This window comes from Cohnella cholangitidis, assembly GCF_014107495.1.
Lineage (GTDB): Bacteria > Bacillota > Bacilli > Paenibacillales > Paenibacillaceae > Cohnella > Cohnella cholangitidis.
Window position 1 is genome coordinate 24981 of sequence record NZ_CP041969.1, and the last position, 21086, is coordinate 46066.

At 49.9% G+C, this 21086-nt stretch carries 20 protein-coding genes; 8 read left to right on the top strand and 12 right to left on the bottom strand.

Going from position 1 to position 21086, the window contains the following annotated elements; all coding sequences use genetic code 11:
• Positions 1-203 precede the first annotated feature (203 nt).
• Together FPL14_RS00155 and FPL14_RS00160 are read right to left on the bottom strand one after the other, a co-directional pair.
• Positions 204-2828 (bottom strand): zinc-binding metallopeptidase family protein, encoded by a 2625-nt coding sequence (locus FPL14_RS00155; protein ID WP_182301125.1) that lies wholly within the window; start codon positions 2826-2828, stop codon positions 204-206.
• 122 nt (positions 2829-2950) lie between these two features.
• The gene (locus tag FPL14_RS00160) at positions 2951-3334 is read right to left on the bottom strand and encodes a tautomerase family protein (RefSeq protein WP_182301126.1); all 384 of its coding nucleotides are present in this window, start codon (positions 3332-3334) and stop codon (positions 2951-2953) included.
• A gap of 110 nt (positions 3335-3444) precedes the next feature.
• On the opposite strand from FPL14_RS00160, the gene FPL14_RS00165 reads away from it, so the two are divergent.
• Positions 3445-4350 (top strand): LysR family transcriptional regulator, encoded by a 906-nt coding sequence (locus FPL14_RS00165; RefSeq protein WP_182301127.1) that lies wholly within the window; start codon positions 3445-3447, stop codon positions 4348-4350.
• 64 nt (positions 4351-4414) lie between these two features.
• Here the strand turns inward: FPL14_RS00165 and FPL14_RS00170 are convergent, their stop codons facing one another.
• The 9 genes from FPL14_RS00170 to FPL14_RS00210 form a co-directional block, all read right to left on the bottom strand.
• On the bottom strand, positions 4415-5641 hold the full coding sequence (locus FPL14_RS00170) for an epoxide hydrolase family protein (protein ID WP_182301128.1): 1227 nt from the start codon (positions 5639-5641) through the stop codon (positions 4415-4417).
• 61 nt (positions 5642-5702) lie between these two features.
• Positions 5703-6116 carry a MarR family winged helix-turn-helix transcriptional regulator gene (locus FPL14_RS00175; RefSeq protein WP_229263726.1) on the bottom strand — a complete coding sequence of 138 codons (414 nt, stop codon included), beginning with the start codon at positions 6114-6116 and terminating at the stop codon, positions 5703-5705.
• A 92-nt stretch (positions 6117-6208) separates the two neighbouring features.
• Positions 6209-6814, bottom strand: a complete 606-nt coding sequence (locus FPL14_RS00180; protein WP_182301129.1) for a pentapeptide repeat-containing protein — start codon at positions 6812-6814, stop codon at positions 6209-6211.
• Between the two features lie 127 nt (positions 6815-6941).
• Positions 6942-7427 carry a DUF2798 domain-containing protein gene (locus tag FPL14_RS00185; RefSeq protein WP_182301130.1) on the bottom strand — a complete coding sequence of 162 codons (486 nt, stop codon included), beginning with the start codon at positions 7425-7427 and terminating at the stop codon, positions 6942-6944.
• A gap of 188 nt (positions 7428-7615) precedes the next feature.
• Positions 7616-8629: a hypothetical protein gene (locus FPL14_RS00190; protein ID WP_182301131.1), complete on the bottom strand. Its 1014-nt coding sequence runs from the start codon at positions 8627-8629 to the stop codon at positions 7616-7618.
• Positions 8616-8981, bottom strand: coding sequence for a PadR family transcriptional regulator (locus tag FPL14_RS00195; protein ID WP_182301132.1), 366 nt, complete (start codon positions 8979-8981; stop codon positions 8616-8618). The genes FPL14_RS00190 and FPL14_RS00195 overlap by 14 nt, the downstream gene beginning before the upstream one ends.
• Positions 8982-9142: 161 nt before the next feature.
• Entirely contained in the window at positions 9143-10621 is a 1479-nt protein-coding gene (locus tag FPL14_RS00200) for an Lsa family ABC-F type ribosomal protection protein (RefSeq protein ID WP_182301133.1), read from the bottom strand.
• Between the two features lie 321 nt (positions 10622-10942).
• A complete protein-coding gene (locus FPL14_RS00205) occupies positions 10943-11587 on the bottom strand; it encodes a formylglycine-generating enzyme family protein (protein ID WP_182303772.1) in 645 nt (214 codons plus the stop codon).
• Positions 11588-11623: 36 nt separating this feature from the next.
• Entirely contained in the window at positions 11624-12289 is a 666-nt protein-coding gene (locus tag FPL14_RS00210; protein WP_182301134.1) for a TetR/AcrR family transcriptional regulator, read from the bottom strand.
• A gap of 252 nt (positions 12290-12541) precedes the next feature.
• On the opposite strand from FPL14_RS00210, the gene FPL14_RS00215 reads away from it, so the two are divergent.
• From FPL14_RS00215 to FPL14_RS00245, 7 genes are all read left to right on the top strand, one after another.
• Positions 12542-13543, top strand: a complete 1002-nt coding sequence (locus FPL14_RS00215; protein ID WP_182303773.1) for a beta-ketoacyl-ACP synthase III — start codon at positions 12542-12544, stop codon at positions 13541-13543.
• Positions 13533-14774, top strand: a complete 1242-nt coding sequence (locus FPL14_RS00220) for an ATP-grasp domain-containing protein (protein ID WP_182301135.1) — start codon at positions 13533-13535, stop codon at positions 14772-14774. Before FPL14_RS00215 ends, FPL14_RS00220 begins: the two co-directional genes overlap by 11 nt.
• The gene (locus FPL14_RS00225; protein ID WP_182301136.1) at positions 14771-15769 is read left to right on the top strand and encodes an NAD-dependent epimerase/dehydratase family protein; all 999 of its coding nucleotides are present in this window, start codon (positions 14771-14773) and stop codon (positions 15767-15769) included. Before FPL14_RS00220 ends, FPL14_RS00225 begins: the two co-directional genes overlap by 4 nt.
• On the top strand, positions 15766-16629 hold the full coding sequence (locus FPL14_RS00230) for an MBL fold metallo-hydrolase (RefSeq protein WP_182301137.1): 864 nt from the start codon (positions 15766-15768) through the stop codon (positions 16627-16629). The genes FPL14_RS00225 and FPL14_RS00230 overlap by 4 nt, the downstream gene beginning before the upstream one ends.
• Positions 16626-17756 carry a F390 synthetase-related protein gene (locus FPL14_RS00235; protein ID WP_182301138.1) on the top strand — a complete coding sequence of 377 codons (1131 nt, stop codon included), beginning with the start codon at positions 16626-16628 and terminating at the stop codon, positions 17754-17756. The genes FPL14_RS00230 and FPL14_RS00235 overlap by 4 nt, the downstream gene beginning before the upstream one ends.
• A gap of 187 nt (positions 17757-17943) precedes the next feature.
• A complete protein-coding gene (locus FPL14_RS00240; protein WP_182301139.1) occupies positions 17944-19098 on the top strand; it encodes a GNAT family N-acetyltransferase in 1155 nt (384 codons plus the stop codon).
• 27 nt (positions 19099-19125) lie between these two features.
• The gene (locus FPL14_RS00245) at positions 19126-19974 is read left to right on the top strand and encodes an SDR family oxidoreductase (protein ID WP_182301140.1); all 849 of its coding nucleotides are present in this window, start codon (positions 19126-19128) and stop codon (positions 19972-19974) included.
• 32 nt (positions 19975-20006) lie between these two features.
• On the opposite strand, the gene FPL14_RS00250 is transcribed toward FPL14_RS00245, so the two are convergent.
• Positions 20007-21083 carry a glycosyltransferase WbsX family protein gene (locus FPL14_RS00250; protein WP_182301141.1) on the bottom strand — a complete coding sequence of 359 codons (1077 nt, stop codon included), beginning with the start codon at positions 21081-21083 and terminating at the stop codon, positions 20007-20009.
• Positions 21084-21086 lie beyond the last annotated feature (3 nt).

The following is a 21086-nucleotide window of genomic DNA, read 5'->3' on the forward strand; positions in this document are numbered from 1 at the left end:
ATAGCCTCAACGAATAGTGTCTAGAAATTCAATTTGAAGTTCGTAATTTCAAGTGTCCCCGCTTGTACCGTATCGCCCGTTCCCGCGTACACCTTGTACATGAGCGCCCTTATGTCGAATGGCTTGGATATAGCGGCGCTATTCACCCAGTTTGTCGCGGCGGATTTCCAGATTGCTCGCGAGCCTGGTTTCTGCGGTTCCGTTCACTTCAATATTTTCAAATAATCCGCGCTCCTAACAAACGCGTAATCTTCGCCTTCGCCAAACCGAAGAGTGATCATAGGCAAATTGCGAATCGTTTTTACTTCCGCGTTATTCAGCTTCACAATCGCCTTGCCTTTGCCAGAGGCGATCGCATTCGCCTTAAACAGCTTTATCTTGTCGCCATCCGGAGGATTGAACAAGCTGATGAAGCGGTTGGCATTACTTTCATAGGCGATTTCAATGCTAGCTCCATCCTTGGTCTTGTACAAGTTCAACGAAGTGATTTTCAGATCTTTGCTCGTTACGCGAAGGCTATAACGAACCGTCCCGTTCGTAATCGTCTTGCCAGCGTTCGAACTTTCCTGATTCGGCGCTGCCGCTTCCTCTTTCCGCTCTGGGTTCGTATAGAGCAGCATGTAATCGAATCCGTTATTGTCCGGCTTGCGGATCGCGGAGCCAGCAGTCGAAGATGATGCCTCTGCTTGCAACATCCAACTGCTCCATTTTTCCAGGAATGCGTTCAAGGAAAGTCCCGTTTCTTGTATGAGATTATTCTGGATGTTGGAGACGTCCATATAATTACGATACATAGCCCGTCTGGCCACATTCACTCCATACTGGTCTTCCAAGAAAGTATACATTGAGCCCATCAAGTAGTAAGTATAGAGATGGCCGTTCGGATTCGTAGTCGCTTTCGTAAACCACGACCAATCCAATTCGGTTTTATATTTGGAGACAAGCTCCCTTAGCTTAGGAACTTCATGATGGGCCAAAAACTTTTGCTCGATGATCATGCCGATATCGTTCGTATAAGAACCTTTGGGCTGCAAATACTGCACGAAATGACTCTGTCCCTGCCACTCTTGAAGCATAGAAGAATCAGGTCCGGCAAAACCGTTCGCCGACGCAAGAGCATGATTCAATTCGTGGGCGATCGTCCCGTAAAAAGGACCGCTTCTCATGTAAATGTACATTTTGCCGTCAACGTAATTAGCGAATCCCCCGCCGGCGACCTCGGAATTGTCCTCTAACTCTTTTCTCCCCGAAATTTTCGCGGCCATATTGCCGTCCGTCATGAATAGGGCCGCGACTTTCGCTTGCGGAAGCGGATAATAATTATATTTGGCAACTCTCTTATAGATAGACTCCATTTCTTTCAGCACTTCGGGAGTGATTTCTTTAATATAGACGTCATCTGCGTAAACGTCATAGTGTCGGGTAGAGATATGATTAAGCGTCACTTTAGGATTTTGAAACGTCGCTTTCGAGATCGGCAGATTGGAGTAATCAGCCGGTATTTGATCTTCCTCCAACAAACGTTTCATCATTCGGCCGGAAAGAGTGATCAGCGATTCTACTCCGCTCGCATAGTGGTCCCGGGATATATTAGCGGCCTTATCCGATAAGGAATCGTCCACCCACGTATCCCGATCACGGATGAGAAACAGCTTGTTCGCCTTCGTCTTAAGCACGGAGGACAAGGAGTTGCCCAAATCGTTATTGAGCATAGGCGTCTTCGCCACGGCTTGAGCAAAAGATTCTACAGAAGGGTTCGTATAGTTAATAAACATTTCGTCTAGTTTTCCGTTACCGCCCATCGCGTACAAATCGATCGTAAGGGCAATTCGGTCAAAATCGATTTTCTCCGTCAACGCCTTAATGCCTTCTTGCGCCTTCCACTTGCTGCCTACGAATGCGAATATCATCGTGTATTCGGGTACATTTTCTTTATAATAGCTAGCCATATCAAGCATCATAGCGGCAGAAGCAGCCCCGGATTTGGCGCTCTCGAACCAAGTCCCGTCCGGCAAGCTTCCGAATCCGTCTATATTGGTCACCCAGAGAATGGCCTTCTCTTCGGATTTTCCCGGGATTACGCCTACAAGGTTATCTGCCTGTTGAGTCGAACGATCAATAGACAAGTCGATCTGCATTTCGAATTTGTTCAGCGAAGCGGGTACGAAATTTCGGGGAACTCCGGCGTTGTTGGCGGCAGCCTCGGATAAGTAAAGGACGGGTACGTTCAATTTCTCGGCACTAAGCGGATGCTCATAATTACCGACCTTCAACTCTCCGTTCGTAATGATCGCGACGCCTTTTGCCCCATTCGTTATAGCCCGTTGGATACGATCTAGCGCTCCTTCCGGAAACTTCCCGTTCTTGTCGAACCAATGGAATATCACCAATCCGTCCACTTTCGACGGATAATCCGCGGACAATCCCGCGCCCGCATAATACGCGTTGCGGAAGGTTACTTTCCCCGCTGCCGATCTAGCATAAGGCATGTAATCTTGCATGAGCTTCAACGATTTATTGTTCAATGTTACTTTCTCGTTGGTTAGGTTAGCCGTACCTACATTGTAATTTTGTCGATATTGCCCATCTCCGAAGAACGGAACCATTCCGACGGAACGAATTCGTTTTTCCAAATCGTCTACAGCTTTTCCGTAACCGGTAGTTCCGGCTTGTCTTCCTTGATATACCTTCTTGCCCCACTCTTCGATCATGGTTATGCCGTCGACGCTTACGGAAGCGGATGCCTTTGGACTAAATATGAATATCATGTTCCCTGCCATCAGCAGGGAGATAAGAAGCAAAAAAATGTGATTAACCCGTGATCTCATTCGTGACTCCTCCATCGTTGTTGGGAAATATATCTATAACATTCGATTATCCTAACATATCCCAGATGAAATTTCGACTAGAATTGAGGGCCCCTCCTTGAGGGGATTCTCGTAAAATCATCTTACAACATCTGGGCGAATCCGTTGCCGAACGACCAATCCTCATATTCCGTATCGACGAGTACGATGAACACGTCTTCTTTTCTCATCGTAAGCTCCTTCGATAAATGTTCGGCCAGAGCCTCGTAGAAGCTAGTTTTCTGCTTCACCGTTCTACCCGATTTGAGCGTAATATGAATGTAGAGCAGCCCGTCGCTTCGCTCAACGTTCAAATAACTTCGACTGTAGTAGAACTCTTCCGGTCTATGTGAATGGAACACCTGGAATAGGTCATCCGCCGGCACATTGAAGTGTAGGACCAATTCATTCATGATGGTTTGGCTGATACGTTCCAGTTGTCTGGCTTCATATTGTTGCTCCAAGTAACTAACTCTAATGAATGGCATTTCTACTCCCCCTCCTCGCTTGAGTACTCTTATTGTACTCTATCGATTTTAATTTATATAATGGAATTAAATCATAATCTTTATCAATTTATTCGATCGAGGTGATCGGAATGGACTTAAAAGAACTGACCGCTTTCCGTACGATTCTTCAAGAGGGTACATTCTCGAGGGCAGCCGAGAAGTTGAATTACGCGCAATCGACCATAACGAATCAAATTCAAAGACTGGAAAAAGAAATAGGCGTTCAGCTTTTCAAGCGAGGCTGGGATGCGGAACTGACAACCGCAGGGCGAATATTCGCTTCGGAGATCGATAAACTGATTCGTCATTGGAACGAAGTATCCGATCTAGCCAAGGCGTTGCAACGGGACGAGATCGGCAGTCTGCGCATCGGAGGTATCGAATCGGCGATGGAAACCGTGCTTCCGAACGCCTTGCGACTATTTCACGAACAAAAGCCAAGAATCGCCTGTCAGGTCGTATTGGGGAATACCGCCTCCTTGTCGCAATCTATTCTTCAAGATGAGCTCGATTTCGCTATCTGCGGCGAGCCATCCGATCCGTCTTCTTTTTATTTCGAGCCGCTTTATCATACGAAAATCGTTTTTGCCGCGGATTGCAATCATCCTTTACGCACTAGAAATGAAGTTTCTTTCAGGGAGATTCTAGAGTACCCCGTCATCGCAGGGGGACCTACTTGCCTTTATTACTTACAGTTAACCAAGGAGCTTGCCAGATCCGAAGTAGTTCCCCCTCTTCTGCATACGGTTAACCAAACCTCCGCCATCCCCCATTTCGTTAAACAGACTCTTTCCGTAGGCGTCATTCTGGATTCGACTCCCCTGATCCAAGAAGTGGAGACAATCGATGCGGAGTTGAACGAACCTTTCATTCCAATCGGCCTCTTGCAACCTCGCGACCGCTACGTACCGCACGCCTCCTCCCTTCAGCTACTCTTACAAATCGTCAAGGATGAAATCGAACGGACCGGATTGAACTTAAAGAAAAAGCCCTGAGTGCAATGAATAGCACTCAGGGCTTACTGAATCGAGATCGATTGGATTGTCCCATACAATTCGCTTATCGGCTTCCACGGAAGGTGCGACGCAAGTCGTCAACCCATTTGTCCGGAATTTCCCAAGGGATGAAGTGACCGCCTCGGTCATGAACCGATATATTGATATGGTTGTACCATTGCGCGCGGTCACTGTCCAGAAAGCTCTGAACTCGCTGTTCCGTCGTTATCCCCGGCGGATTCTCGTAGCCTACGAAGGTGATTCCGGTTGGCGCTTCGACGGCTGGCCATCTATCGTGGGAAGGAATCCACGGATAACGGTTGGCGTTAGCATATACGCGTATCGAGGTTTCGATAGCATTATTAACCCAATAGATCGTCGCATGCGTAAGGATGTCGTCCTTGGAAAATACGCTTTCGACGTTCCCATCGTTGTCGCTCCATCTCGCCCATCTTTCAAGGATCCATGCAAGCATTCCTGCCGGAGAGTCGCTTAGCCCGAAGGCGAGAGTACTCGGATCAAGTACGTGTACGGCCAGATGAGACGCGAATCGGCGATCAAGCTTCAGAATGTCGGTCCGAATGCTCTCGGGAATGTTGTCGGGAATGGGCCGACCGCCTGAGAAATCCCATGCGCGATCTCCGTTGAAAAAGCTTAGTTTTTGCGCAGAACCAATATGGATCGCGTGGAGCTCTTCGCTATATTTGTGCCCGAGTTGACCTGTCACTAGGGCGCCTACATCGCAGCCTCCTGCGGCGTACTTCTCATAACCGAGGATTTCCGTCATAAGTACGTGCCATAGATCGGCGACTTTCCAGAAGTTCATGTCCGGATTGTTAACCAGAGGCGTCGAGAAACCGTAACCAGGAAGCGAGGGCACGATAACGTCAAAGGCATCGGCCGGATCGCCTCCGAATGAGCCGGGATCCGCAAGCGGATCGATGACCTTCGACCAGTGCCAAAAAGTCCACGGCCAGCCGTGAGTCAGAATAAGCGGAATCGGATTCGGTCCAACCCCTGCCTTGCGCATAAAGTGCACAGGTACGCCATCAACGCTCACTTTGTAGTGTTCGTAGGCGTTGATCGCAGCCTCTGATTTGCGCCAATCATATTCGTTGATCCAGTAGTCTACGAGACCTTCAAGGTAATTTCGGTTGACTCCGTAAAACCAGTCATCGTTACCGGCATCGATGGGCCATCTTGTAGATTCCAGTCTTGTTCTGAGATCTGCGAGCAGATCGTCTGGAACGTTGATAGGAGTCGGTTTAAGCGCGAAAATTGATCCTGTCACGGCTTCGCCTCCAGGGACGATATGAATGTGGGTTAAGAGTTCCCAAGCTTAGCAAGTTTCTTTAATGCAGGCAGTGCGTCAGCAATGGATTTTTTTTCCTCGGGGGCGAGCCCTCGAAGAGTTTGGCGATCTGCGTAATCCGATCGAAACGGCGTGAATCAATGATTTCCGCGCCTTGAGGCGTGATGTGGACGAGAACAGCTCGCCCGTCGCTCGGATCCGGTTGGCGCTTAACGTACCCGTCTCGCTCGAGTCGGGTCACCAATTGCGTAATGGCGGATTGCGTTACCTGTTCGGTAGCTATCAACTCGGTCAGCCTCATAGGGCTTTTACGCGATAGCGTGTGCAGCACGGACAGCGTGGTGAAACTTAGCTTTTCAATGGAAGGCAACCGAATGAAAATCCTCGTTAAATCTTCGATTGCCCTGGCGAAGTCGTTAACGTCCAGCTCGTTAAAGTTACGTTTAGGGTTCATGAATGATATTATATCACTAACTTATATAAGTTTCTAATGTAAATTGAAAAATGTACCCTGTCCATTTGACTGTACAGGGTATATGTTACTCATTAACCTATCTTAGCTCCGTGGGAAATCAAAAACAAAACCGCTTGTTCTCTATCCATTTTCATCCCTGCAACGCTGAACGCCTTGAAATCCACTCCGTCCATTTTAGCCCCCCTGACATCGGCCCCTTGCAACTTAGCTTTAGCCATAGACGCCATAGTCAGATCGCTATCTCGCAAATCCGCTTTTTCCAAATTGGCTCCCGACAAATCCGCTTCATGAAACTTTACCCCGCGCAAGTCCTGCCTAATCAATCTCGTCAGTCTCAAATTCGTATATGACCAATCGCCTTGAACGATAGTGATCCCATCCATATTCGAGCCGGAGAAATCCGATCCGGTCATTTTGCAATTATCGAATTTCGATACGAATAGATTAGCTCCGTTAAAGTTACAATTTTCAAACGCGGATTCATTATGAATAGAGCCATTTAACGATGCTCCGCGAAAATCGCATTCAATGAATCGGCATTTGCTAGACATTATCTCCTCTAAAGTTCCGTTGGAGAAAGAACAACGATCAAATGTACAGCTTATTAGCTCCCCGTATCTTAAATCTTGAGTGCCGAAGTTTATTTTTTCATAAGTCTGATTGCTATACTGAAACATCAAGGTGCCTCCTATGTCCGGTGGAGAAACTCGTTCTCCTAGAAATCGTCCCTTTTAATATAGCATACGGCTGTCAAGCCCCCGTAAAATCCCGCTTGTAAGTCAAGCGCTTTATTTTTCGCGATCCTTATTGGACGAGCGTAAACCTTCTCCCTTTCACGAACTTACCGAATAAATACCGTACAAGCGGTCCCATTACCATAAGTTGCAGCGGGAAAGCGAAAATAAAGTTGTTAATAAATATGGAAAAATAACTAGAAAGCAACGATTCTCCGTTCAAGCCGTCAGAAAAATACGTCATCCCCAAACCATAAAGAGACATACACGTAACCATTCCAACCACCATACAAAAGGAAATGGATACAATCACTAAACCCTTTTTAGATTTATCATAGGGTAAGGAAAAAGCTACTTTCTTTACAACAGGACCAACAATAAATAATTCCAATAAGAATGCAACAATGAAACCTAGAAACAATTGAATAAGGATTTCATCCCAAGATATCGTTCCTATCAAGTCACTTCTAACGAGATTATAGAACGTCATTACTACAACCATGCCACAGACCATCATGAATCCAAAATAAAAATCTTCTCTCTTATTCGTCGGCACTTTCTATCATCCTTTCTTTTTACCTTTGTTATTATAGGGATAGAGATAATCCCCTCATAAGTGACAAGTTTGTGAACTCTTTTTTTCTGACGAAAATTAAAAACGGCCAACGCTGTACATCAGTAATGACACCTGCAGAAATCTAAGAGGGGAGAACGCAGTTTTGCGTTGTCCCCTCTTAGATTTCATTATGAAGATGTTTTTGCCCGGTACCACCTATACGTTTCGGACAGGATGTCAATCAGTGCGTACAATACAATAATATTGATAAGCCAATCGGTCACGCGGGTCCATATCGATACGACCGTGTCGTAACCCTCGCCGCGGGCGGACAAGATCCCTGCCGCTTCCAACTGCTGAATGAGATCGGGATTCCAGATGGCTGAATCGGCCAGTACGATGCATACGAGTACCGTTGATGCGACTGAAATCGCGACGTGGAAAGCAAGTATTTTGCCCGTCCTTTTACGCACGATGATTCTGATGCTTTCTTTCAAGATCCCGAGAGCGGCAAGGATCCATATTATCGGCAAATAGTCTTGGAAAGCATCGGCGTTCAGAAAAGGAATGACAACCCGTTCTCCGTCGTTGAACCTCCAGATGCCGAGCAAATCGATCGAATATAAGCAAATCACCGTAAACAGCACTATGAAGATGATGCTAGCAATCGGATCGCTCATTTTAATATGCGTATTTCTACTCGGTATTTCAGGCAAGTCTGACGGCTTCCACTCTTTTTTCTCGGCACTGCCATTGCCTACTTTGTGCTGTCGGTAATCGATCAATGCGAAAATGACAGTGACCCAACCGAAGCCCTGGGCTACGGCCGTAAATAGAGATACAAGAAAACTCGTGAAATGTGCCATAATTTCAGTAGGCGAGAAGATCGTCTCCATTGCAAACAACACGGTCATGGCAACGGAGATCGAAATCAGTACGATTTTGAGCGTGGTCACGTACGATTCGAACATCATCGGACTGATCAAATACCGGTCATACCCCCGGTATTTGGCAGCTAGCGCATTCGGATTCCCAAGCTCCAGCAACACGCTTTCCACGTCCTCCCGGGAAGCCTGCCCCGCCGGTGCGCGTTCTTCAAGCATATCCTCGATTAAACCCTGAAGTTCTTGCCGGATATCCCCCCTCTGTCGTTCGGGCAATCGTTGCGTTACCGCATAAATATATCGATCAACTACTTCCATCCCGTTCTCCTCCTTCGGCTTCTTCCATGATGGCATCCATGCTGATGATCAGATTGCGCCACTCCCGACACAATCCCGCATAAACTTCCCGTCCGAACGGGCTAAGCAAGTAGTATTTGCGGGGACGCGTTTCATTCGTATCCCATTTGCTTTCAAGCAGTTCTTGTTTCTCCAGTCGTCGCAGCAACGGATACAAGGTGCCGGGATCGACGGCCACCCCCTTCTCCTCCAATACCGGGACAAGAGAGTATCCATACTGCGGTTCGGACAATTGACTGAGCACGCCGATGACGATCGTACCGCGCCTCAGCTCGCTCAACAAACCGTTAATTGTTTCATTCACATCCGCCATATGATCAGCTCCCGATCTCAGTATACTGTGTGACGCACACTATTGTAAAGTTTAAAGTAATATAAATAACCTATTATTAATGTTTCCCTTCTCCTAATAAAAAAAAAACCGCGATTTACGCGGTTTTAAGCTTGCAATCTCCGAAGAGGAAATCATACCCGTTAGAGTTGAACGGTCTTGGTTGCGATATTTTTGCAAAACTCGCTGTCATGCTCCACAAAAAGGATCGTTGGCGAGTATTCAAGCAATAACTGTTCAATTTGCATGCGAGAAAGAATATCGATGAAATTAAGCGGCTCATCCCAAATTAACAAATGAGATTTTTCGCAAAGGCTTTTTGCGATCAGCACTTTCTTTTTTTGGCCGCCGCTGAAAGAAGCAATATCCTTCTCGAATTGAACTCTGGAAAAATCGAGTTTTCTTAGAATCGCTTTGAAGAGGCTTTCCTCAATCCCATGGTTATTTGCGTAGTCCGTTAAACTGCCCTGCAAATGCGAGGTGTCCTGCGAAACATAAGATATATTAAGCTGGCTTCCCTTTCTGAAAGCGCCGGAATATTGAATATTCTCGCCGCAGATCAGTTTAATAATGCTTGATTTGCCCGAACCGTTCATGCCGATTAACGCAATTCGATCGCCTTGCTCGATCGTAAAGCTAATATCCTTGCAAACCGTCTTCTCGCCGTAATGAATCGAAACATGGTCAAGCTCGGCAAGCTGGTTCTTATGATAGGTTAGTTGAGCGATTTTTAAGTTGTCGGAGTTTTCGATATTTTTAAGGAGCTTGGACTTTTCTTCCATGGCGGATTGCTGTCTATTTTCAATGGACTTAGAGCGTTTCATCATTTTAGCGGCCTTGTGGCCGACATACCCTTTATCGACCTTGGAACCTGAATTCAACGTTCCGTTTTTCGTTTTTTCCACTTCGTGCGACCAATTGCTTGTTCGCTTGGCGGATTCCGATAAGCGTTTAAAGTCCTTCCTTAGCTTTTCGTTCTCCGCAAGCTCAAAGTGATCTTGTCTCGTTTTATTTTCCCACCAATCGGAGAAATTGCCTCTTTGTATGTCTATGTTGGTCTTATTGATTGAAAGGATGTGATCCACGCAATGATCGAGAAAATATCTGTCGTGGGAAACGAGAATGAATCCGCTTTTGGCGCGCAAATAATGACTGACGACGGATCTCGCATTCATGTCAAGATGATTGGTCGGCTCATCGATTAACAGGAAACTATTTTCCTTAAGGAACAAGGCAGCCAGCAACACCTTCGTTTGCTCTCCGTTGGACAAGGACTCGAACGGCCGATACAAAACATCTTCAGAAACCTTTAGCAAGGATAGCTCGCGCATGAATTCCCAGTGAACATAGTCCGGAACAATGTCGTTGATGACATCAAGGGTGTTCAATTCCTTGTTCTCGACAGGGTAAGGGAAATATTCAAATTGGACATTTGCTGAAATTTTACCGCTGTACTCGTATTTGCCAAGCAACAAATGGAGAAATGTCGTCTTTCCTCTGCCGTTTCTCCCCGTAAACCCTAGTTTCCAATCGGTATCGATTTGGAAATTTACGTTTTCAAAAACATTATCATAGCTGCCGTCATAGGCAAACGTCAGGTTTGTCACGTTTATTAATGACATAAAATTATCCTCCTGTATTAAAAAAAATAAAGAGCCACAAGAAAGTTACTTTCCCGTAGCTCAAATAAATACAGTTAATCCAACCCTCTAAAAGGAGTTAGATAAGGATATATTGTTTGAGTGAAAAGATAAGTAACTTTCTTGCTTATAAAGAATAAAACATGCGCAAAACAATGCTCGCATTAACGTTTTATTGATCTTTATTCTAAGCAAGAAGAATCACATTATCCGCTTCACTCCAATCCGTAAATTAAATGCATCTTACCATACCCGTTTTTGGATTTCAACAATGAAATCAAGGAATATCGATGATTCACCCCCTTATACAGACCTTGCAAGACGAAAACCGAGATCGTCGATACGGAACGTAGGATGGCTCCGGCGCCGGCAAGTCGCTCCGCATCCCCTTGCCTCTTCCGCCCAGCTTCCCCCGCGGAATACTCTATAGGAGCCGTATACTTTCGCGTCGTATACATCCCAACACCACTCCCATACGTTTCCTAACATATCATAAAGTCCCCACTCATTCGGGAGCTTCTTGCCGACCTCCTGTACCTTGCTCTCGGAGTTTTCGTCATACCAAGCGATCTCATTTAGCTCGCCGTAACGGTACCCATCCGTCCCGGCTTTACACGCATATTGCCATTCCGCTTCCGTTGGAAGACGATAACCGTTCGCCTCCCAGTTGCATGCGACACTTTCGTAATCATCGCTTACCGAGTAACATTCTTCCAGGCCCGACTGCCGAGAAAGCAAATTGCAAAAGAGAATGGCATCGTTCCACGAGACGTCCACGATCGGAGCTTGGCAATTGCCGCTTGGTTCAACTGTCTGTCGTACTGTCGAGAAATATAACTCTTGCGTAACCGGAACCGGCGCAAGCAGGAAAGAATTCACCTGAGTCGTCCAAAACTTTTTTATGCGATCGTCCCTTAACGCTATTTCGCCTGCAGGGATTTTCACCATCGGATACTCGGCATGGATACGCGGGATTGCCGACACTTATCTTCCTCCATTTCCATCAACGAAACTTCTCACGTACTTGTCGCAAATGTATCGGTTATCTTCGCCGTTCGTTGGCGGAATGTTCGTTACTCTAAAAAAACTCAGGCCGACTACCATCGCCAGCAGCCCATATGCAGCGCTTGGAGAATCTTCTACTGCCATTTGTCCCGTCGTCTTACCGTAATCGAAAATTTTCGCTATACCTTGAAGATCGGACAAATAACTCTTCGAGACGACTTCCTGTAAATTACGATCCAATACGGCTTTCGAGAAAAACTGTATAAAGAGCCTTGCTTGATCTTCATGCGGAATATACATCTTTTCAATTCCATCTAGCTGCGATACGTTAATCCTCATTTTCGAATCGTCGCGGAACGGCGGCAGGATGTGTTTCAACGTAACGTCCATCATTTCTTCGGCCGTCATGGTTTTATCGATATCCGACTGTATCTTAAGTCCATAGTAGGCCATGAAAGACTTGAACGCTTCGATCGTCAGATTATCTTTATTTTTATAGTAATAAGTCACTACTCCCTTGGAACAATCGGCGTATTCGGCAACCTTATCCAAAGTCATGCCATCGATCCCGTGAATGCTAATGCAGGTCAGTGCTGCGTTAATGACCTCTGCTCGGCGTTTAGGTTCCATTCCTAATTTGGGCATCGTTTCACCTATTTCTCGTTTTATTTATACTGAACGGTCGGAATAAAAAAAGTATACACAATACTTTATTTGCGGTCAAATGCCGTCCGGTATTATTTATCGTAAAGCACAGGAAATTCATACCATTTGTCGAATAGGAACAGTTGCGGTCGAAGACCGGCGGTACTACGCGAAATTGGTACTACCCGGTCGACGTTCTCTCCGTCACAATGGATATGTGAGAACGATGCGCATCGGAAAGGAGATTGAACCCTGAATACGCGAAAAGTCAAAATATATGGAACCGGTAAATATTTGCCGGGCCAGCCGATATCGGACTTAGACATGGACGAACGTCTCGGAACCGCTCCAGGCTGGACGCTTCGAATGACGGACGTCTCTTTCCGTCATTTTGCGGGCGACGGCGATACGGCGTCGTCGATGGGCGCCAAAGCCGCATTCGAAGCTCTCAAAGAGGCGAATCTGCAATTCTCAGATCTGGATTGTCTCGTAAGCGCGAGCGGCACCAAGGAGCAGGCTCTGCCCTGCTCGGCTGTATTCATTCAAAAAGCGATGGGAATGGAGCATTCGGGCGTACCCGCCTTCGATATCGATTCGACTTGCCTAAGCTTTCTGGCCGCGCTCGATGCCATGTCCTGCATGATCGCAGCCGGACGGTACCGTTACGTGTTGATTGTCTCGTCCGAGATCGCCTCCGTCGGACTGGATTGGCAGCACAAGGAAAGCGCGGCCCTGTTCGGCGACGGAGCCGCCGCGGTCGTTATCGGCCCGGCGGGAGACGGCGAAAAGGCCGGAATCGCCGGAGCTTCCTTGCGAACGTTCAGCGCCGGAGCGGCTTATTCCGAAATACGAGCCGGCGGCACGAAGCATCACCCGCTTGGTCCCGCTCCCGCTCAGCCGAACGATTATTTGTTCCAAATGGACGGACCGGCTATTTTCAAAATGGCTTCTCGCCTTCTTCCGGCCTTTACGGATGAACTTCTAAGAAACGCAGGCACGAGAATGTCGGACCTTAAAGCCGTTATTCCCCATCAAGGCAGTGCGATGGCCGTCCGTCTTATGCGCAAAAAATTGGGTATTTCGGAGCGGCAGCTCGTATATATCACGCCTCATCACGGCAATACGATCGCCGCTTCTATCCCCATGGGCCTTCACGAGTCGATTCGAACGGGTCGGATCGCAAGAGGCGATCGCGTATTGCTGATAGGTACGGCTGCGGGACTTACGCTGGGAGGGCTCGTCCTTGACTATTAGAGCAGACTCGGGTTCTCTGCGAATTCTCCTCACCGGAGGGAGATCGCCGGCAGCTTTGGAATTGGCCCGCTTATTTCATGCATCCGGACATCGGGTATTCGCGGCCGAGTGTGCCCCTTACCATTTGTGCCGGGTATCCCGGTCAGTCGAGCGCAGCTTCGCCGTACCCGATCCGGTTGGCGATCCGTCCGGATTCGTTCTGGCGCTGCGAACGATCGCGGAGACGAACGACATCGACGTACTGATCCCGACCTGCGAGGAAATTTTCCATATTTCCGGAGAACTTCACCTGTTCGACGGCGTCTGCCGGGTGTTCGCCGCTTCGCTCGACGAGATAGAGCGCGTCCATCACAAAGAGAGCTTTATTCGCTTCGCCGAGAGCATGGGCTTGCAGGTTCCGGTCACGAAGCTTATCGAATCCCCGGACGGTTGGTTGCCTCTTCTCGGCGATCCTCGGTTTCAACAAGGTCTCGTACTCAAACCGGCTTATTCCCGATTCGCTTCCCGAACGCTTTTGATAGATTCGCGCCACGGTTCGCTTGCCTCTAGTCAGCGGCAAGCTATCGTTTATCAACTAGCAAACGCAAAAGCGTCGCCTAACCGTCCTTGGGTTGCGCAAGAGCTGCTTCGGGGCGTAGAATGGTGCACCTATAGCGTAGCTCACGACGGCGTAATCGCGGCGCATGCCGCATACCGCAGCCGATTTCGCGTCGGGCGCGGAGCCAGTATTCATTATGAGCCGGCTAACCAACCTCAACTACTGGAGTGGGTTAAGCGCTTCGTTAGGCAAAGCGGGTTTACCGGCCAAATCGCGTTCGACTTCATGGTATCGCCGGACGGTGCCGTAACGCCGATGGAATGCAACCCCCGCGCGACGAGCGGCGTTCATCTGTTCCGATCGGACGGAAGATTGGTGGAGGCAATGCTGGCACCATCCGGCTTAATAGAGTCTGAATTCATCACTACCCCTTCGTCCGGAACGGGACGCGGGGCCATGCTATCCGCCGCGATGTTGTCGTTTGGGCTCATTCAAGCGGCCAGACAACGCATGCTTCGCGATTGGCTGCGAGCCTATAGGAACAGTCGCGACGTCGTCTTCCGATGGGATGACCCGAAACCGTTCGCCGAGCAATTCCGGCTCCTTGCATGGACTAAAAGGATTGCCAAAAGTCGGGGCATCTCCCTTCAGGAGGCTTCGACATTAGATATAGAATGGAATGGTGAACGATGACAAAGGCGCTTGTAACCGGCGCGACGGGATTCCTCGGGCGGGCGACGGCCATTCGTCTTGCAGAACTGGGTTGGGACGTTACGGGCCTCGGCCGCGACGGGCATGCCGGACGGCTGTTAACCGCGCAAGGAGTTTCCTTCCTTCAAGCGGATTTACTCGACAAAGAAAAAATGGCGGCTGCCTGTGCAGATCAGGATTTCGTTATTCACTGCGCGGCATTGTCCTCGCCTTGGGGGCGCTACCGGGATTTTTACGCAACCAACGTCACCGGGACGGAACATGTCGTCTCCGGCTGTATTAGCCATGGAGTGAAGCGGCTAGTACATGTCTCGACGCCAAGCGTTTACTTCGATTACACCGATCGCTTGAATATTACCGAGCAAACGGCGCTTCCGCGGAAACCTGTTAACGCCTATGCCGCCACTAAGCTCATCGCCGAGCGTATCGTAACGGATGCGGCGGTCCGGGGCTTGCCGTCGGTCATCTTGCGTCCGAGAGCTATTTTCGGGCCAGGCGATACATCGCTCTTCCCCCGTCTGCTGCGCGTGAACGAGTCGCGGGGCATTCCGATTATCGGCGGAGGCCAAGCGCAGCTTGATCTAACCTTCATGGACAACGTCATCGACGGGCTTGTTCAAGCTTGCACCGCGCAAGATAGCGCCACCGGACAGATTTACAATCTCACGAACGGCGAACCCGTCAAGCTGATCGAGCTGCTGCAGAGATTGTTTGCTTTGTTGGAATTGCCGCTTCGGACCAGATCCGTCTCTCGTCCGGTCGCGTTGGCAGCGGGGCGAGGAATGGAATGGCTATACCGAGCCTTCCCTTCGCTTGGGCAAGAACCGCAGTTCACGAGTTATACGGTTGGTTTACTCGCTTATAGCCAGACGCTTGATATTTCCAAAGCTCGTCGATCTCTTGGTTATGAGCCGCGAATCCGTATAGACGAAGGATTACGACGTTTCGCGGACTGGTGGAGGAATGATCGTGCATGACTTACTCTCCACAGGAAACGGTCGAGCTTCTGCTCATGTCCGCCGGCTATTGCCTGCATCCCGAATTCGTAACGCTTCGCGGCGGTTCGATTCGTTCCGCGGCTTATCCCGCCGGCTTCGTTTGTATCCGTCACCCGTCGCGCGGCTGGATTCTATTCGATACCGGCTATTCCTCCCGTTTTCTCGAGCTGACGAAGTCGCTGCCTTATTCGCTATACCGCTGGCTAACCCCGGTTCGGCTGCAAGAGGAAAATACCGCCGTTCGCCAGTTGGTTAAGTTAGGTATAAAAGCTGAAGATGTCCGTTACGTGATTCTCTCCCACTTTCATGCCGACCATATCGGCGGCGCGCGGGACTTCCCTTACGCCCGGTTTCTCTATCCGCAGGCGTCCTATGAAGCCGTTCGGACGCTCGGCCCCGTCCGAGCGACTCGCGCCGGCTTCATCGCGGGATTGTTGCCGGATGGTTTCGCCGAAATCGGACAACCGATCGAGCGTGAGGGTAAGAGCGTATCTCTCCCTGACGGCATGCCCTTTAACGTCGGCCTCGATATTTTCGGAGATGGCAGTCTGATCGCGATTCAACTGCCGGGACATGCCGCGGGCCAGATCGGCCTGCTGCTCCGCACGGCTAACGCGAGAGTATTGCTCTGCGCGGATGCCGCTTGGTCTAGCCGGGCGATTCGCGAGAATCGCCCGCCTCATCCCGTAGCCGGCTTCGTGATGTCCGATCGATCGGCGTACCGCGATTCGTTCGAACGACTGCGAAGATGGCAAGCCGCAGATCCCGGTTTAATCATCGTACCTAGTCACTGCCGTGAATTTTTCGATATCGACAGCAAGGAGGTTCGCCGTCTATGAAGAACGCAATTGCTTTTATCAAACATTACATGGACGGCAAAAGACGAGGGAGATGGGCCGATCGAGCGTCGTTCGAACGTTGGCGCGAAAGCCGGGTCGTCCGTCACGTCGATTTCGTCCGCGAACGATCCGCTTTTTATCGAGAATGGTGGGGGACGATCCCTTCCGCGCAGTGGCGGTCCTTTCCCCTAATCGACAAATCGGTTATGATGGAGCATTTTGACCGTTTGAATACGGCTGGCATTACCAAAGCGCAAGCTTTTGGCTTGGCGGATGCAGCCGAACGATCGCGAGACTTCAAGCCGGCACTGGGCGAAGTGACGATCGGCTTGTCCTCCGGCACGTCCGGCAACCGCGGACTGTTCCTGGTCGGCGCTCGCGAACGGGCGGGCTGGGCAGGCGCGATGCTTGGCAAGATGTTGCCCGGCTCCATCCTCTCCCGTACGTCTATAGCTTTCTTCTTGAGAGCGAACAGCAATTTGTACGAATCGGTGCGTGGCAAACGGCTTTCATTCGCCTTCTATGATCTGCTCGATCCGATGTCGGATCATCTTGAGAGACTCGGGCGTCAGCAGCCGGACGTGATCGCGGCTCCTCCTTCGGTGCTTCGCGTGCTCGCCGAAGCGCTCCGAACCGGCAAGCTGGACATTCGGCCTCGGCGGATACTCTCCGTCGCCGAAGTACTGGATCCGCTGGACCGTGATTATATCGGTCAGGCGTTTGGTCAAACCGTCCATCAAGTTTATCAATGCACGGAAGGATTCCTCGGTTGCACCTGCGCGCACGGTACGCTCCACTTGAACGAAGATTTGGTCTATATCGAGAAGGAGTACGTACCGGGAAGAACGAGAACGTTCGTTCCGATCGTCACCGATTTCTCGCGCACGACGCAGCCGATCATCCGCTATCGGTTGAACGACCTGCTGACCGAGAGCGAACTCCCCTGTCCTTGCGGTTCTCCTTTTACGGCAATCGAACGAATTGAAGGCCGTTGCGACGATATTTTCTATGCGACCAGAGACGATGCACACGGGGAGCTCGTGACCGTATATCCAGACTTTGTGACGCGCGCGATCATCGGAGCCTCTCCAGCCCTTACTCAGTACCGGGCGTTCAGACGAGGCTGAACAAGTGGACGGTCGAGCTTGAAGTTTCGGAAGATCAGCGCGCGGCCACGGAGGAACTCGTCAGCCAGGCAATCGCGGCTTTATGCGAACGACTGCGCTGCCGAGCGCCGGAGCTTGACTTTGCCGCTTATTCGTATAGTTCCGCCGGGCTGAGGAAGCTGCGGCGCGTCGAGAGGAGATTCCAGCCGTGAGCCCGCGCGTGGAACTTTTCGATTCATCGAACGTGAATTCCTATGCATGGCCCGATACCGAATACGGCCGCTATGCCAGGAGCTATCTTCTTCCGTTGCTGGAGCAAGGCTCCGAACGGTTCGTCCGGAACGTCCGCACGCGGATTCTTGTTCTCTCGGTAGACGGGATTCCGGTCCCCGTCACCGTTAACGATGCCGAGTACGACAATTCCTATGTTTGTTCGCCATATACGCACTATGTCAGTTACGCCAAGCAAGAGCTTGTCCTGCTTCGCAATCGAGCTCTTATTACGTGCTTTAGCGCGATGTTATCGGGGATCGGGTTATCTCTTAAGAGCTCGCGCTTTAATCGGATCGTTCACGTCAACAACTGGCTATTATCGACCAACCTCTACCCTGTGCTTGACGAGAAACAATGGGACGCCGCGCTGGACAAGCTTCTGTTCGCGTTTCCCGACCACGCTATCGCCTTCCGGTCGCTCAATCCGTCTCTTAATGCGCGGGAGCTGGATCGGTTGCGTTCACGGAAGTGTCGACTCGTCCCAAGCCGGCAGATTTATTTGCTGTGGACAAATGATGCAAGTTTCGGTAATGCCAAGGCGCGATGGCTGCTTAAACGGGATGCAAACTTGGCCGACACTCACGGTTATTTTAAGGTTAGCGCAAGCGAAATGACCGACGCCGATATTCCTCGGATCGCGGAGCTGTATCGAATGCTCTACTTGGAGAAGTACTCTTTCCACAATCCTCAGTTCACGGAAAGATTTTTGGCCGAAGCGCTGCATGAAGGAACGCTGGAGCTGTACGGCTACCGCCGCCATGGACGGCTGGATGCGGTACTCGGATTCTATGCGCGGGACGGCGCCATGACGACGCCTCTGTTCGGATACGATACGTCCCTCCCGCAGGAGCTTGGCTTGTACAGGATGCTTTCAGCGTTGCTTATCGGATTGGCTCGCGAACGAGGTCTGCTGTTGCACGAGAGCTCTGGTGCGGCCCAATTCAAAAGGAATAGAGGCGCTATTGCGGAAATCGAATATACGGCGGTTTATATTCGGCACTTGCCATTGCGCCGCAGATGGAGTTGGTCGGCGCTCGAATGGCTGTTGGCGAGAATCGGCGTTCCTCTATTGCGCAAATACAAACTTTAAGCTAGAGACGAAGTAAGGAGCCAAACCATGCCGAATAAAGAGAAGATCGCGCTTGTAACCGGCGCTTCCAGCGGCTTTGGCCTGCTGATCGCAGTCGCATTGGCGGATAAGGGATATCGGGTCATCGCCACGATGCGCGACTTGGATCGGCAAGCGCCTTTAAGGCAAGAAGCCGAACGGTACGGCGTCGGCGCAAAGCTCGAGATCATGAAGCTTGACGTTACGGACGCTTCATCGATCGATGAGGCCGTGACTCGCACGGCCAGCTTGTTCGGTCGAATTGACTTATTGGTGAACAACGCCGGGTTTGCCGTGGGAGGTTTCATCGAAGAGGTCCCGATGGAAGCCTGGCGAGCGCAGATGGAGACGAACTTCATGGGGGTCGTCGCCGTCACCCGTGCCGTCTTGCCTTTAATGCGCCTGCAAAGAGAAGGCGCTATTATCCAGATCGGGAGCGTCAGCGGCAGGGTCGGTCTGCCGGGATACGGGGCGTATGCCGCCTCGAAGTTCGCGATCGAAGGCTTCAGCGAAAGTCTGCGCCATGAGGTGGCGCCTTACGGTATCCGGGTATTGCTAGTGGAGCCCGGCGCCTACCGGACGCCGATCTGGAGCAAAGGCTTCGCAAGCCTATATAAGCTGCCGAATTCTCCGTACGCGGAAAGTTTGGCATCCGTGCTCGAATATGCCGCCAAGACGGCGGACGCGTCGCCGGATCCTCGGGAGGTAGCAGACCTCGTCGTCCGACTAGCCGTGCAAAAACGCTCAAAGCGGCTGCGCTACCCGATCGGGCGGGGAGCCCGGCTGCTGATTCTAGCCGGGAAATTGCTTCCTTGGCGCTGGATCGAGGCGGCCGTCCGCCGGACGCTTAACAAATAAACCGCGACGAATTGCGATTCGTCGCGGTTTCATCAATTATTGGCGTCCAATGCTTTTTTTAATTCCTCGAGGTAGCGGAACCCATATTTCTTGTCAGCCTCCAGATATGCCCCTTCACCCCATTCGTTCCACGCATTAAAGAATATAAAATCGGGGTGGAAGCTTGCCTTGGCTCTCTTGATTGCCGCAGACATATAAGCTCCGAACTTCTCGGGGGAAGCATTGCGCAGCACCATGCCGCTATATCCCCTTCTCGGGGAATTATCCCAGTCGTTGAATGCGCCCAATATGATGCTTTTTCCCTTTCTCTTTATCTTTCTTTCCAGAATACGTTTCCAGACTTCATCGTAATCAAACATCTTCAGTGCTCTCCCGGATAGCGGATTCGGATCATTCACTTCCGTGAATCGCCGTTTATTTCCTAGGTCAAGACGCATCGTATAGTTTGGCTCAAGTACTACCGTAGCATCGAATCCCGGGATATCCGCATCATAGAAAGCATTGATCGTTTCGATGAAATAAATGCCCTTCAGACCATTTTCTCTAGCCAACCTTTGCCAGTAATTTAATTTCTCCGCGCAAGCCGGAATGCCCGCAGAGTTATGAATTACGAAAATCGGTTTCCCTTTATATCGAATATATCTGGAGTCTTTGAAACAACTAAGCAGATAATCAAAATGTTCCTTCCACTCCGCTTCCTCCCCATATTCTTGTCGGAGAAGAAGCTTATCTTTGGCGGCTTTTCCCGGTTCGTTCCACTTTATCCAATCGTGGTTGGCCCAGCATAGACAGAAAGGAAAATCCGGCTTGCCCGATTGCAATACTTCGTTAAACGGCCTTTCGAGCAACCTTCTGCCTTGAAACCAATAATGGTAGTAACAAAACCCGTAAACTCCGTATTTCTTCGCAAGATAAGCTTGCTGCTCCCTTACGGAAGGATCCGTTAAATCATAATATTGGCTCCGATAAGGCTGCCTAGGCTGATAATGTCCCGGAAATAAAGGCTTTGCCTTGCGGGTAAAAGTCCATTCGGTAAAACCGTTTCCCCACCACTTGTCATTCTCCCGAATGCGATGAAATTGAGGCAAATAATACGCGATTACTTTCAATGA

What these genes read in the sequence shown, in the direction of transcription:
- FPL14_RS00155 (WP_182301125.1), bottom strand. Translation starts at nt 2,828, where the DNA reads ATGAGATCACGGGTTAATCACATTTTTTTGCTTCTTATCTCCCTGCTG.
- FPL14_RS00160 (WP_182301126.1), bottom strand. Translation starts at nt 3,334, where the DNA reads ATGCCATTCATTAGAGTTAGTTACTTGGAGCAACAATATGAAGCCAGA.
- FPL14_RS00165 (WP_182301127.1), top strand. Translation starts at nt 3,445, where the DNA reads ATGGACTTAAAAGAACTGACCGCTTTCCGTACGATTCTTCAAGAGGGT.
- FPL14_RS00175 (WP_229263726.1), bottom strand. Translation starts at nt 6,116, where the DNA reads ATGAACCCTAAACGTAACTTTAACGAGCTGGACGTTAACGACTTCGCC.
- FPL14_RS00180 (WP_182301129.1), bottom strand. Translation starts at nt 6,814, where the DNA reads ATGTTTCAGTATAGCAATCAGACTTATGAAAAAATAAACTTCGGCACT.
- FPL14_RS00190 (WP_182301131.1), bottom strand. Translation starts at nt 8,629, where the DNA reads ATGGAAGTAGTTGATCGATATATTTATGCGGTAACGCAACGATTGCCC.
- FPL14_RS00195 (WP_182301132.1), bottom strand. Translation starts at nt 8,981, where the DNA reads ATGGCGGATGTGAATGAAACAATTAACGGTTTGTTGAGCGAGCTGAGG.
- FPL14_RS00200 (WP_182301133.1), bottom strand. Translation starts at nt 10,621, where the DNA reads ATGTCATTAATAAACGTGACAAACCTGACGTTTGCCTATGACGGCAGC.
- FPL14_RS00205 (WP_182303772.1), bottom strand. Translation starts at nt 11,587, where the DNA reads ATGGTGAAAATCCCTGCAGGCGAAATAGCGTTAAGGGACGATCGCATA.
- FPL14_RS00210 (WP_182301134.1), bottom strand. Translation starts at nt 12,289, where the DNA reads ATGCCCAAATTAGGAATGGAACCTAAACGCCGAGCAGAGGTCATTAAC.
- FPL14_RS00225 (WP_182301136.1), top strand. Translation starts at nt 14,771, where the DNA reads ATGACAAAGGCGCTTGTAACCGGCGCGACGGGATTCCTCGGGCGGGCG.
- FPL14_RS00230 (WP_182301137.1), top strand. Translation starts at nt 15,766, where the DNA reads ATGACTTACTCTCCACAGGAAACGGTCGAGCTTCTGCTCATGTCCGCC.
- FPL14_RS00235 (WP_182301138.1), top strand. Translation starts at nt 16,626, where the DNA reads ATGAAGAACGCAATTGCTTTTATCAAACATTACATGGACGGCAAAAGA.
- FPL14_RS00245 (WP_182301140.1), top strand. Translation starts at nt 19,126, where the DNA reads ATGCCGAATAAAGAGAAGATCGCGCTTGTAACCGGCGCTTCCAGCGGC.